Source organism: Pseudomonas sp. B329, assembly GCF_023127835.1.
GTDB lineage: Bacteria > Pseudomonadota > Gammaproteobacteria > Pseudomonadales > Pseudomonadaceae > Aquipseudomonas > Aquipseudomonas synxantha_A.
Genome location: NZ_SPKP01000042.1, coordinates 303,806 through 316,811 on the forward strand (window position 1 = coordinate 303,806; position 13,006 = coordinate 316,811).

The 13,006-nt window shown below is 58.5% G+C and carries 13 protein-coding genes and 1 pseudogene; 6 read left to right on the forward strand and 8 right to left on the reverse strand.

Features of this window, described 5'->3' with window-relative positions:
* Positions 1–278 precede the first annotated feature (278 nt).
* The gene (macA, locus tag E4P00_RS20340; RefSeq protein ID WP_005788987.1) at positions 279–1,430 is read left to right on the forward strand and encodes a macrolide transporter subunit MacA; all 1,152 of its coding nucleotides are present in this window, start codon (positions 279–281) and stop codon (positions 1,428–1,430) included.
* A gap of 3 nt (positions 1,431–1,433) precedes the next feature.
* The gene (locus tag E4P00_RS20345) at positions 1,434–3,392 is read left to right on the forward strand and encodes a MacB family efflux pump subunit (protein ID WP_248132709.1); all 1,959 of its coding nucleotides are present in this window, start codon (positions 1,434–1,436) and stop codon (positions 3,390–3,392) included.
* Between the two features lie 131 nt (positions 3,393–3,523).
* Here E4P00_RS20345 and E4P00_RS20350 read toward each other — a convergent pair whose 3' ends face one another.
* Complete coding sequence (locus E4P00_RS20350; RefSeq protein WP_177327439.1) at positions 3,524–4,195, reverse strand: helix-turn-helix transcriptional regulator; 672 nt, start codon at positions 4,193–4,195, stop codon at positions 3,524–3,526.
* Positions 4,196–4,423: 228 nt separating this feature from the next.
* A complete protein-coding gene (locus tag E4P00_RS20355) occupies positions 4,424–5,668 on the reverse strand; it encodes a methionine gamma-lyase (protein WP_248132711.1) in 1,245 nt (414 codons plus the stop codon).
* A 123-nt stretch (positions 5,669–5,791) separates the two neighbouring features.
* Between E4P00_RS20355 and E4P00_RS20360 the strand changes: the two genes are divergently transcribed.
* On the forward strand, positions 5,792–6,262 hold the full coding sequence (locus E4P00_RS20360) for an Lrp/AsnC family transcriptional regulator (protein ID WP_005788981.1): 471 nt from the start codon (positions 5,792–5,794) through the stop codon (positions 6,260–6,262).
* A 29-nt stretch (positions 6,263–6,291) separates the two neighbouring features.
* Here E4P00_RS20360 and E4P00_RS29045 read toward each other — a convergent pair.
* Positions 6,292–6,396, reverse strand: a pseudogene (locus E4P00_RS29045) (outer membrane lipoprotein carrier protein LolA); the annotation flags it as partial.
* Positions 6,387–7,823: a PLP-dependent aminotransferase family protein gene (locus E4P00_RS20365; protein WP_248132713.1), complete on the reverse strand. Its 1,437-nt coding sequence runs from the start codon at positions 7,821–7,823 to the stop codon at positions 6,387–6,389. The pseudogene E4P00_RS29045 and the gene E4P00_RS20365, both read right to left, overlap by 10 nt.
* Positions 7,824–7,995: 172 nt before the next feature.
* Here E4P00_RS20365 and E4P00_RS20370 point away from each other — a divergent pair, with 172 nt between their 5' ends.
* The 3 genes from E4P00_RS20370 (at position 7,996) to E4P00_RS20380 (ending at position 11,043) form a co-directional block, all read left to right on the forward strand.
* Positions 7,996–8,628 carry a LysE family translocator gene (locus E4P00_RS20370; protein ID WP_078821562.1) on the forward strand — a complete coding sequence of 211 codons (633 nt, stop codon included), beginning with the start codon at positions 7,996–7,998 and terminating at the stop codon, positions 8,626–8,628.
* Positions 8,629–8,708: 80 nt separating this feature from the next.
* A complete protein-coding gene (locus E4P00_RS20375) occupies positions 8,709–9,767 on the forward strand; it encodes a diguanylate cyclase (protein WP_248132715.1) in 1,059 nt (352 codons plus the stop codon).
* 46 nt (positions 9,768–9,813) lie between these two features.
* Complete coding sequence (locus tag E4P00_RS20380) at positions 9,814–11,043, forward strand: M20/M25/M40 family metallo-hydrolase (RefSeq protein ID WP_032880746.1); 1,230 nt, start codon at positions 9,814–9,816, stop codon at positions 11,041–11,043.
* A 155-nt stretch (positions 11,044–11,198) separates the two neighbouring features.
* Here E4P00_RS20380 and E4P00_RS20385 read toward each other — a convergent pair whose 3' ends face one another.
* From E4P00_RS20385 to E4P00_RS20400, 4 genes are all read right to left on the reverse strand, one after another.
* Positions 11,199–11,615 carry a hypothetical protein gene (locus E4P00_RS20385; RefSeq protein ID WP_248132717.1) on the reverse strand — a complete coding sequence of 139 codons (417 nt, stop codon included), beginning with the start codon at positions 11,613–11,615 and terminating at the stop codon, positions 11,199–11,201.
* Positions 11,609–11,893: a hypothetical protein gene (locus E4P00_RS20390; protein ID WP_248132719.1), complete on the reverse strand. Its 285-nt coding sequence runs from the start codon at positions 11,891–11,893 to the stop codon at positions 11,609–11,611. Before E4P00_RS20390 ends, E4P00_RS20385 begins: the two co-directional genes overlap by 7 nt.
* A gap of 44 nt (positions 11,894–11,937) precedes the next feature.
* The gene (locus tag E4P00_RS20395; protein ID WP_248132721.1) at positions 11,938–12,294 is read right to left on the reverse strand and encodes a hypothetical protein; all 357 of its coding nucleotides are present in this window, start codon (positions 12,292–12,294) and stop codon (positions 11,938–11,940) included.
* Between the two features lie 2 nt (positions 12,295–12,296).
* The coding region (locus E4P00_RS20400) for an RHS repeat-associated core domain-containing protein (protein ID WP_248132722.1) at positions 12,297–13,006 on the reverse strand (710 nt) is incomplete at its 5' end.

The window sequence follows — 13,006 nt, forward strand, 5'->3', positions numbered from 1 at the left end:
GAGCGAGGTGCCGAGTGGTGGGGCAAGAGCGTTTTGCTTACTTTTGCGCTTTTCAAAAGTGAGCCGCTGTAAGAGCGGAACCAATAGTGGCCGTTACCTAAATAACGGATATGTACTCGTTCTGATCCAACATCCTGGTCGGCTGTCAGGCCGCCATCGGGAGCAAGCCCCCTCCCACATTTTTAAGCTGTGCAAGTCAATGAAACCTCACTCTGCTTTTGCAACCCGATGCCGCGTCTACCCGGATAACGGATCTGTACTCAATCAAGAAGCCAACCATGCAAACGTCTAAATTCCGCAAAATCGGCCTCCTGGCAGCATTGGCCGTCGCCATCGGCCTGATCATCTACACCGTAAAGGCCCCCGCCGACGCCCCCCAATACCTCACCGCCACCACCGAACGCGGCGATATCGAAAACGCAGTATTGGCCACCGGCCTGCTCGAAGGCATCAAGCAGGTCGACGTCGGCGCCCAAGTCTCCGGCCAGCTCAAATCGTTGAAAGTCAAAGTCGGCGACAAGGTAAAAAAGGGCCAGTGGCTAGCCGAAATCGACCCGCTGATCCTGCAGAACACCCTGCGCAAAGCCCAGGTCGACGAAGAAAACCTCCAGGCCCAACGCCGCGCAACCGCCGCGCAGCTCAAGCAGGCCAAGTCTGTCTATGAACGCTACAAGGGTCTGCAGGCCGACGAATCGGTGTCACGCCAGGATTTCGAAGACGCCGAATCAAGCTTCCAGGTGCAGCAGGCCAACCTGCTGTCCCTGGACGCACAGATCAAAAGCGCACACATCCAGATCGACACCGCCAAGGTCAACCTGGCCTACACCCGCATCAACGCGCCCATCGACGGCGACGTAGTGGGCATCGTCACCCAGGAAGGCCAGACCGTGATCGCCAGCCAGCTCGCACCGGTACTGCTCAAGCTGGCGGACTTGGACACCATGACCGTCAAGGCCCAGGTCTCGGAAGCGGATGTGATTCATATCAGCCCCGGCCAGCAGGTGTACTTCACCATCCTCGGCGAGGCGGACAAACGCTATTACGCCAAACTGCGCGGCACTGAACCAGCCCCGCAGAACTTCCTCGAAACCCAGACCGCCGGCACCCCCAAGCAGAACACCGCGGTGTTCTATAACGCGCTGTTCGACGTGCCCAACCCTGACCATCGCCTGCGCATCGCCATGACCGCACAGGTGCGCATTGTGCTCGACACCGCCGAGGCCGCGTTGATGGTGCCGGTGGCGGCGCTGGGAGCACGCAATGCCGACGGCAGTTACCCGGTGCGGGTGCTGGATGCCAAGGGCAAAGCGGTAGAGCGCAACGTCAGGACCGGCATCAATAACAACGTCAAAGTGCAGATTCTGGATGGCCTGGCCGAGGGCGACAAGGTGGTAATCGGCGACGCCACACCCGCCGTGGCAGGGAGCTGATCCATGACTCAGCCTCTGTTGGAACTCAAGGGCATCACCCGTAGTTTTATGGCCGGCGAGCGTGAATTCATCGCGCTCAAAGGCATCGACCTGACGATTCATGCCGGGGAAATGCTGGCGATCATCGGCGCCTCGGGCTCGGGCAAATCGACCCTGATGAATATCCTTGGCGGCCTGGATTACGCCACCGCCGGCAGCTACAAGATCAATGGCATCGAAACCCGCTCCCTGGGCGATGAGCAACTGGCTGAGCTGCGCCGTGATTACTTCGGCTTTATCTTCCAGCGCTACCATTTGCTTGCTCACCTGAGCGCCTTGCACAACGTGGAAATGCCAGCGATTTATGCCGGTACTCCTGAAAGCCAGCGTCACAGTCGTGCGCGGGAGTTGCTCCAGCGGTTGGGCCTGGCGAGTCATATCTCCCACCGGCCCAGCCAGCTGTCCGGCGGGCAACAACAGCGCGTGAGTATCGCGCGGGCCCTGATGAACGGCGGCGAAGTGATCCTCGCCGACGAACCCACCGGCGCCCTCGACACCCACAGCGGCAAGGAAGTGATGCGTATCCTCGCAGAGCTGCACGCGGCCGGGCACACGGTGATCATCGTCACCCACGACCCCAAGGTCGCCGCGAATGCCCAGCGCATTGTCGAGGTATGTGACGGTGAGATCGTCAGCGACAAGGTCAATGACAGCGTTGGCCTGGAGCTGCCCAGCGAAGCGCCGATCGAGCCCAGGCGCAGCGGTGCGCGGCGCCTGGTGGCGAGCCTGGGGCTATTCAAGGAAGCCTTCAACATGGCCTGGGTGGCGCTGATTTCGCACCGCATGCGCACCTTGCTGACCATGCTCGGCATTGTGATCGGGATCACCTCGGTGGTGTCGATCTCGGCCATCGGCGAAGGCGCCAAGCGCTATGTGCTCAAGGACATCCAGGCGATCGGCAGCAACACCATCGATATCTTTTCCGGCACCAGCTTTGGTGACAGTCGCGCCTCGGCGATCCAGACGCTGATGCCCTCGGATGTGGACGCGCTGAACCAGCTGTATTACGTCGACAGCGCCACGCCGGTGGTGGGCCGCAACCTGTTGCTGCGCTTTGGCAACATCGATGTGGATGCCCAGGTCAACGGCGTCAGTGATCGCTACTTCAAGGTCAAGGGCCTCAAGCTGGAAGCCGGCATTGCCTTCAGTGAAAGCGATGCGCGACGCCAGGCCCAGGTGGTGGTGATCGACCACAACACCCGCCAGCGGCTGTTCGGGCCGAACATCGACCCGCTGGGCCAGGTGATCCTGGTGGGCAACCTGCCGTGTACGGTGATCGGCGTGACGGCGGACAACAAGAACATGTTCGCCGCCAGCAAGGCGCTGAACGTGTGGGTGCCGTATGAGACGGCGGCGGGGCGCCTGTTGGGCCAGCGTCATCTGGACAGCATCACCGTGCGCATCAAAGACGGCCAGCCGAGCAAGGTGGTGGAAGACAACGTCAACAAGCTGATGCTGCAACGTCACGGCACCAAGGACTTCTTCACCAACAACCTCGACAGCATCATGCAGACGGTGCAAAAAACCAGCCGTTCCCTGGCGCTGCTGTTGTCGTTGATTGCGGTGATTTCATTGCTGGTGGGAGGCATTGGCGTGATGAATATCATGCTGGTGTCGGTCACCGAGCGCACCCGCGAGATTGGTATCCGCATGGCGGTGGGGGCGCGCCAGTCGGATATTCGCCAGCAGTTTCTGGTGGAGGCGGTGATGGTGTGTTTGATCGGCGGGATCATCGGGATCTCGTTGTCCTACGCCATCGGTTATCTGTTTTCGCTGTTTGTGAAGGAGTGGGAAATGGTGTTTTCGATGGGCTCGATCATTACCGCGTTTGCCTGCTCGACACTGATCGGCATTGTGTTCGGTTTTGTGCCGGCGCGAAATGCGGCGCGGTTGGACCCGATAGAGGCATTGGCAAGGGACTGATCCCTATCTGCCAATGAGGACCCCATGTGGGAGGGGGCTTGCTCCCGATAGCAATTTTTCAGTCAAAGATGTAATGGCTGATACACCGCTATCGGGAGCAAGCCCCCTCCCACAGTTTGATCTGCGTGCGCCTAGAAACGGGTGCTGTCTTGGGTCGAGTACATCCACCGCAACAACGAATGCCGCCCACTGATCCCCAGCTTGATCGCCGCGCGCTTGAGGTAGCTTTCGATGGTGTTGACCTTCAATGCCAGTTGTTCGGCCAGCTCCGGTGCGGTGCGCCCGGCCAGCAGGCCCACGCACACTTGCAGTTCACGGTTGGACAGGGTCAGCCCCGATTGCACCAGGCGCTCCTGGATGCGTCGGCGCAGGGTTTCGATGCCCTGGTGCTGTGGCACCGCCGGTGGGCTGTCCTGACGGCCAGGCTGAATCGCGGTGATGTGTTTTTCCACCATGGGCAGCAACAGCGTGGAGAAGTCCTGCAACATGCTGCGCTCTTGGGCGGAAAAACTCTGCGAGGGGTGCGAGCGGTACACCGACAGCACGTAGCGCACATCGTCCTTGTGTCGGGTGAGGTGCAATTGTGCGGCGGGTTGCTCGGCCCCCAGGGTTGCCACCGAGTCGGTGTAGACCGGGCTGATCTTGCGGCGGCTGTGGCCTTCGCTGTTGACCTGCAGCTGGGTGATATGGGTGGCGTCCACAGCCAGTTGGGTGAGGATGAGGTCATGCAGCATACGTGGGAAATGGCGGCTGCCGGTGCTGGCGATGACCTTGCCTATATGTGGGAACAGGTGTGAGTTCATCAATTCGTCCATGAGTTTCGGGTACAGGTATTGGGCGTTATAGCGGCGGGATTCAACAAGGTAACCGGTATGAATAACCTGCACAGATAATCCTCCCCGCCGCCACCATGCTAGTACAGGCTGGCAAAGGCAGGGGGATCCAATCGATAAAATTCAGATTAAAAACGCATAACGGTAGTCGGATCCGTCCGACCACCGCCAGGATAAAAATCACTTTACGTATAGGCGCTATCTCACAGCAGAGGGCGCTGTCGCGGCCTGACGCACCGTGTTGCGGCCGCACTTGGCCAGGGCCTGATGCACATCCGCCAACAGGTCGGCGACGTCTTCAAGCCCCACCGACAAACGCACCAGGCCCTCGCTGATACCGTGCTGCGCAAGTTGCTCGGGGGTATAGGTGGAGTGGGTCATGCTCGCCGGATGTTGCGCCAACGATTCTGCATCCCCCAGGCTGACCGCACGGGTGAACAGTTGCAGTGCGTTCATAAAGCGCCGCCCCGTCTCGATCCCGCCCTTGAGTTCAAAGGCAATCATGCCGCCGGGCAGTTTCATTTGCCGGGTCGCCAGTTCGTACTGTGGGAAGGACCGCAGCCCGGGGTAGATCACACTCTCCACGGCCGGGTGAGCCTGTAAGGCTTCGGCCAGCGCCTGGGCATTGCTGCAATGGCGGTCCATGCGCAGGGCCAGGGTCTTGAGGCCGCGCATCAGCAACGACGCGTCCTGGGGCGACATCACCGCGCCGGTCAGGTCCTTGAGCCCTTGCAGGCGAATGCGCTGTGCCAGCGCCTGGTTGCTCACCGCAATGCCTGCGGTGATGTCGCCATGGCCGCTGAGGTATTTGGTGGCCGAGTGCACCACCACATCGGCGCCCAGTTCCAGGGGCCGTTGCAGGTAGGGCGTGCAGTAGGTGTTGTCGACCACCAGGGTGACATTCGGCTGTTGATGGGCAAGCCTGGCCACGGCGGCGATGTCGATCAGGCGCAGGTTGGGGTTGGCCGGGGTTTCGCAGTAGATCATGCGGGTCGCCGGGGACAAGGCCGCTTGCAGGGCGGCCAGGTCGGTCAGGTCAACATGCCGCACCTTGATGCCGAATTCGCCGATGCCGTGGTGCAACAGAGCGAAGGTGCAGCCATACAGGGTCTGGCTGACGATCACCTCGTCGCCCGGGCGTAGCAGGGTCCAGAACGTCGCGGCAATCGCGCCCATGCCGGAGCTGAAGGCCACCGCCGCTTCACCGTTTTCCAGGGTGGCCATGCGTGATTCCAGCAGCGCCAGGGTCGGGTTGGAAATGCGCGTGTAGAAGTGGCCGCTGGCTTCGCCGGCAAAGCACGCGGCGCCGTATTCAACCGTGGGAAAGGCGAAGGTGGCCGACAGGTAAATCGGCGGTACGAGCGCGCCGTGGTGGTCCTTGGGGTCATAGCCGTGGTGAATGGCACGGGTGGAAAAACCGCAGCTGTTGTGTTTATTGGTCATGTCGGGCGCTCCTTATTTCCTACAATGCTATGCTCATAACCACGGACGAACCTTGCAAAAACTGCTGGAAAAACCCGCGTTTGTGAATCAAACACCGATAAAAATAATGATTAGAGGCACGTTATGCCCATCAAGCTGGACCGCACCGACAAAGCCCTTTTAAACGCATTGCAGGGCAACGCCCGCCTGACCGTGGCCGAACTGGCCGAGCGGGTCGCCTTGACGACCTCACCCTGCTGGCGCCGGGTGCGCACCCTGGAGGAAAGCGGGGTGATCAGCGGCTACCAGGCGATCCTCTCGCCCAAGGCGCTGGGCTATGGGGTGACCGCGTTTGTCAGCATCATGATGGACAGCCACACCCAGGAAATCGCCCGCGCGTTCGAGCAGCGCCTGTTGGAGATTCCGGAAATCGTGGCGTGCCATAACGTGTCGGGCCGCTATGATTTTTTGCTGGAAGTGGTGGCCAAGGACCTGGAATCGTTCGGCGAGTTTGCCCGCGAAGTCTTGCAGACCTTGCCCTGCGTCAAGGAAATCTATTCGAGCTTTTCGTACAAGTCGGTGCGGCCGTTGCGGGTAATTCCGTTGCCGGGGTGAACGGCTCAAAACACCTCAATTGGCTTTTCTGTAGGAGCAAGCTTGCTCGCGAAAAACCTGAGAGCGCCGCGCTTGGGCTGTAAACCCGCGTCATCGTTGACGACCTTCGCGGGCAAGCCCGCTCCTACAGGGATTCGCGCCCGGCATGGGCATTGCTCTGCGCCACTTCATGCAACAACGCCTCAAACACCCGCTGCACCCGTGGCTCATCACTGTGGGCCACATTGAAGCGCATCGAGTCGCGATGGGCCGGGTCGTAGCCAAACAGCCCACCGGGCGCCAGCACCATGCTGCGTTTCAACGCTTCCTGGGCCAGCAATTCGCCGTTCACCCCCTTCGGCAGACGCGCCCAGATAAACATTCCGCCTTCATAGGCCATCGGCAGTTCGCAGCCGCAGCGCTTGAGCCAATGTTCGACGCGTCCACCGGCCTCCATCAGGCGTTGCACCATGCGCTTGCGATGCTTGGCATAACTGCCTTCGGTGAGCATACGGTAGACGATCTGTTCGAACAGTTCGGAGGTTACGCCGCCGCTCATCAACTTCATATTGGTGAGGTTGGCAGCCAGTTGCGGCGCGGCCACGACGTAGCTGACCCGGGTGTTGGCGCTGAGGATCTTGGAGAACCCTGACAAGTAGGTGACCTGGTCGAGCCCGGCGACGGCAGCCAGGCGCGGGGGAGGGTTGGGGTGCAGGTCGCCATACAGATCATCCTCGACGATATGGCAGTGGTATTGCTGGGTCAGCTGCAGCAGGCGAAACGCTTGGCTGGGGCTGAAGGTATGCCCGGTGGGGTTATGCAAAACGCTGGTGGTCAGGTAGAGGCTGGGGCGGTGTTCGGCCAGCAACTGTTCGAGGGCTGCGAAATCGAAACCGTCGGGGCGGCGCTCAATGGTAACGACCTTGACCCCATGCAGCGCCAGGTTGGCGTGGAAGTTGAAGTAGCACGGCGCGTCGAGCAACACCGTGTCGCCAGGTCGGGCCAGCAGGCGCATAAGCATGTCCAGGCCCTGCACAGTGTTGGGCGTGGTGATGATCTGTTCCACGGGCACCGACAAACCTTCACCGTGCAGTTTCTGTTGCAGCGCCTGGCGCAACGGCAGCAGCCCGGCTGGCGTGCCCAAGCCTGCGATGCGCAGCGTTGGCGCACGCACCACGCTGCGCATGGCCTGGCGAATCGCTTCGCCATTGAGCCACTCCTCCGGCAAGTGCCCACCGCCGGGGCGCAGTTCGCCACTGGCGGTGACCAGCGGGCGACGCAATATGCTGAGCAGGTCCTGGGGCAGCAAGTCGACCCAGGTCGCCGTTGCCGGCCGGGCGCTGTCCATCGCCACGAAGTAGCCACGGCCCTGGCTGGAGGTGAGCAAATGGCGCCCGCGCAGGCGGTCCAGCGCCTCATTGACGGTGAACTTGCTCACGCCCAGGGTCTGGGTCAATTCCCGTACCGACGGCAACTTGCTGCCCGGCGCCCATTCGCCGTTCTCGATGGCCTGGCTGAACGCCTCGACGATCTGCTGGACCTTGGGGGTGCCTTCCACAAAAGCGATGGCGGATACAAACATGACGGGACCTTATGTTTGCCGGTGATTTTACCGGTGAAGTAAGGCCGGATTAGGCATCACTTTACCTGCCTTGTGCAATGCCGCTGCCCTAGACTGCGCCGTAACCAGACCGCCAAGGCCGCCCTGGGGCGGGCGCTTGAGGCGTGTTTCTCTCCATTCAAGGTCCGCGGCCATGACAAGTGCATTAACCCTGTCTTCGTTTCTCTACTTCCTGCTGTTTTGCACCACCATGACCTTCAGCCCCGGCCCCATGACCCTGCTGTTGCTGAGCCTGGGCTTGAAGGACGGCCTGCGCAGTTCGATCCCGGCGCAGATCGGCGCCAGTGTGTCGTACCTGATTTCCATGCTGATTTTTGCCGTCGGTTTCTCGGAACTGATCAAGGGCAACCTTGCCATTACCCAGACCATCCAGTTTGTCGGGGTAGCCTATATTCTCTACCTGGCCTACAAGCAGTGGACCAACAGCGGCGTGTCGATCAACAGCGCGGGCGCCGTGGAAGGCTCGCGCAGCCTGTTTGGCAAAGGGCTATTGACCGGGTTTTCCAACCCCAAGACCATCATCATGTTCAGCGCGGTGTTCCCGCAGTTTGCTGGCGCGGGGGAGCACAGTTCGGCGGCGGACATCGCCATCCTCGGGGCGACCTTCCTGTTGCTGCAATTTGCCAGCGGGTGCCTGTATTGCTATTTCGGCCAGCGCATCAAGCATGTACTGGAAAACCCCAATCGGCGGGTGTTGTTGCAGCGGGTCACCGCAGTGCTGCTGTTGGGCGTTGCATGGATGCTGGCGCGTGGCTTTTCACACTGAAGGATTAGCGTGTAAGCAGTAGTGGCGATTTGACGTTACCCTGTTAGACTCCAGGCACTCACTCAGGATTGCACCCCACCATGCCAGCCGTAGGAGGAAAGGGACTTCCGCTTGCTTCGCGCTTGTACAAATCTCGTCTTCTGGGGCTGAGCCTCGGCTTCATCTGCGTGGTGTTTGCTATGTATCCGCTGAGTCCTTCCCTTTGGGTGTGGGCCTGGATGCTGATCAACGCTTTTGTGTGGCCGCATGTGGCTTTTCAGTTTTCTTTGCGTGCAGCCCATACCTTGCGCAGTGAGCGCCGTAGCCTGTTGTTCGATTCTTTTTGCGGCGGGTTTTGGGTCGGCGCGATGCACTTCAACCCACTGCCCAGCGTCACCACCCTGTCGATGATGACCATGAACAACGTGGCCATCGGCGGCACGCGCTTTATGCTGGCGGGGTGGGCGGCGCAGGCGCTGGGGCTGGGCGCGGCGCTGCTGATTTTTGCGCCTGGTTTTATCGCCGTGACCACCCAGGCCCAGTTGTATGCCTGCCTGCCGATCCTGATGCTGTATCCCCTGGTGCTGGGCTGGATCTGCTACCGCCAGGCCGTGACCCTGGCCCGGCACAAGCGTGAGCTGTTGGCCTTGAGCCGCACCGACAGCTTGTCCGGCCTGCTCAACCACGGTGCCTGGAAAGACCACCTGGACATCGAGTTCCAACGCTGCCGCCGAAACCAGGCGGGCGCCGCCATCGCGCTGATTGATATCGACCACTTCAAGACCATCAACGACACCTACGGCCATGTGACCGGCGATATCGTTCTGCGCCAATTGAGCAAAGTGCTGCGTCAGAACCTGCGCGCCACCGATCTGGCCGGGCGTTATGGCGGCGATGAGTTCTGCGTGATCCTGCCGGACATGCCCCTCAATCGCGCCACCGAAGTGATGGAGGCCTTGCGCGATCGCTTCAACGCCTTGGCCTATGCCCAGGACCCGGCATTGCGCGTCAGCTTGAGTATCGGCCTGGCGCCGTACCAGCCGACCCACGCTGACTCCATCGGTTGGCTCAACGATGCCGACCAGGCGTTGTACGAAGCCAAGAGCAGCGGGCGCAACCGGGTGAACGCCGTGCAGGAGGGTTGGTTGCGGTCGGTCTAGTGAGATAGGGTGTGGGGAGCCCATTCCAACAAAAAAGGATCGCTCCATGCTCTTCACTTTCCCGCGTACCCTGCTGGCCGCCACCCTGGCGTTGTCCTTCGTCATGCCGGCCTACAGCGCCGAACCTCACAAGCAGATCCAGGCGGATGCCGAGCAGTACAAGGCCCAGGCCCTGAAGCTGTTGGAGCGCCTGGTAAATATCGACTCGGGGTCAGGTTACGAGCCGGGCCTGACCCAAGTGCGTGACATCGCCGTGGATGAGTTGAAGCAATTGGGGTTCAGCATTGAATTGGTACCGGACAAGGCGGCCAATAACAGCCACGTGGTTGCCACCCTCAAAGGCACCGGCAAGGCCAGGATCCTGCTGATGGCGCACATGGACACTGTCTTCAAGGAAGGCTCGGCCGCCGAGCGCCCGTTCCACATCAAGGATGGTCGTGCCTATGGTCCCGGCGTGATGGATGACAAGGGCGGCATCGTCGCCGGCATCTACGCGCTGAAAGTCCTGAAAAACCAGGGCTTCAAGGACTACGCACAGATCACCTTCCTGCTCGACGCCAGCGAAGAAACCGGCTCTGAGGCTGCTTCGGAACTGATCCGTAAAACCGCCAAGGGCCATGACGTGACCCTCAACCTGGAACCCGGCCGCCCAGCGGACGGCCTGGTGGTATGGCGCAAAGGCAGCGCGACCGCGGTGGTCGAAGTCAAAGGCAAGTCCGCCCACGCCGGCGTCGCCCCGGAACTGGGACGCAACGCCGCCATGGAGGCCGCGCACCAGATCCTGCAACTGGGCAAGCTCGGCGATGAGGAGAAGAAGACCACCATCAACTTCACCGTGCTCAAATCCGGTGACCGCACTAACGTTATCCCCGACCAGGCCACTGCCAAGGCCGACGTACGTGCGGCGGTGCCGGAAGAGTTCGATCGAATCGAGAAGGATCTGGCGCGGGTATCAGCCAACAAGTTGATCCCCGACACAGAAGTGAAAACCAGCCTGCAACGTGGTTTGCCACCAATGCCGCAAACGGCTGAATCGGATAAGTTGGTGGCGATCGCCCAAGGTATTTATGGCGAGTTGGGGCGCAAATTGACCATCGAAGGCAGTGGCGGCGCGGCAGATGCCAGCTTGTCGGCCGGGGTAGGGACGCCGACGTTGGATGGGTTTGGGATTGTGGGGGGCAATATCCACACGGCGGAGGAATATGCCGAGGTGGAGAGCGTGGCGCCGCGGGTTTATCTGTTGAGCCGGATGATTATGGAGCTGGCCAAGCGCTGATCGGAGCGTTGGATTGAAGCACTGAAGAGATTCAAATGTGGGAGGGGGCTTGCTCCCGATGGCGGTGGATCAGCTTGCATATGCATTGACTGAATCACTGCTATCGGGGGCAAGCCCCCTCCCACATTGGATATTCAGTGTATCCAAGACTCGGGTCACCATGTGGCAGGGTCTTCGAGGCTGGCTTTTTGGAGGTCTTCTTTCCACCACTCATTAGCTAATCTATAAATTTCTTCGAAAAAGCCTTTTGGATTGTCCATGTCACTCCATCCCCAAGGCAGGGTGCAGTAATAGCCGGGAGCCTGTTTCAATAAGTGCGAAAAATTATAGGTTTCGTCGCTAAGTGCAGCCCCCAATTTGTCGCATAAGACCTTGCGATGTCGATAGCTTAGATCTGAAGATTTCTCAATTATGTATTTTTTGATCAGTCGCTCTCTGTCTGTGTCAAGGTTGATGTCGTAACATGCAAGCTCTTCACCTACGGTCTCTTCGCGATCATAAATATCGAACGGGCTGAGTAAATGGCGAAGTTTCGGTGCGTACGGGATATCTAGAAAAGGGTGTTTCAGCATTGGTCATTGCTCACAGGGAATACGGTATAAAGTTCTTTGGTTTCGCGATCGAATTTCGCAATCGCTGTATCCATATTTTCATCAAGGATTGGATTGTTCCGATCAGTAGGGTTTGGTATATATCCTCTTCCGCAACCCTGCATTTCGATTCGGACAATTGGGTTGCCGTAGTAATCTTCCCCGGTAAAAGGCGGTAGATTGCGTTCCGCTCTTGTGGTCGCCTCACTTAATACAGCGAATTGCGCTCGATGACTTTTAAATTGTGTGCTTAGCTGCATTGGGTTTTTCCTTTTACTGGGGGTTGTTTATTTGTTTAGGGTCGTTAGCTCGCATCGGACTCTATCTTGTAGTGCTGTAAGCAGCGTAACAGCACAGCCATGAATTGCCGGTGATCAATTATTTCGTCATCAAAATAGGTGTCGAAAAGATAAAAAACAGAATCAAAGTTTTCATCTGTATTTAAATAGTAGTGAAGTGTGTCGATATGCCATTGTTGGATTTCAGGCTTATATGATAGAAATTCTGGTTTAGTCAATTTTTCAAAAAGCTCGGCGAGTTCTGTTTCGTTGTTGACATTTTTTGAAGCGATGAAGCGCTCTCTTTCAGGGTCGTCGTAGTTTTCAATGCTGTAGGTGAATAGTAGGCTTTTGAGTGTTGATAGTTCTGGTCTGAGCTTCATGTTTAGAATTCCGTGTACGCAGTAATCGGATTGCCATCATTATCAAGTATTACAATAGCTTTGCTTTGTCTTCCGTATTCAAAATTATTTTTTTTATATCCTTCTCCAATTATTTTTCCCATGTGCATTGGTCTGCGAGATGTTTGTAGATTTGTATATTTAAATATAAGTTGTGCGCGATAAATGGCGTTGAGTTGGTCCCGGTGGCTGAAATATCGAGTGGCTGCAGTAGGTATTTTGGGTTCACCATCTTTTCTTCCACCAATGTATCTTTCGATTTCTTCTGTTGTTGGGTTTTTACCTGATCTTACTCTTTCGAGTTGGGAGTCGGGGGTTGTCTGCGCGCCGTGCTTCTCCAAAAAATGTGCTCTTGGGAATGCTTGTTCGATCTCTTTCAAACGTCTGTAGGCGTTTGCCTCGGCTAGCTCATCAATTCTCGCCTGCCGCTGCGCGCGGGTCAGTTGCGGTAAGGCAGGCTCTCCGTGGTTAACACTCTCCGCAGGATTTGGAGCACTAGTGCTGGGTTTACACCCGTCAGCACCTGGGCATGTATTTAAGCCTAGCGGATCTACCCATCCCGTCGGATTGGGCACGTACTGGTAACCATTGATCCCACCCGCCAGCTTCACCGGATCCGGCGTCAGGTAGCGACCAATATCCGGATTGTAGTAGCGATGGCGGTTGTAGTGCAGTCCGCTTTCCTGGTCGAAAT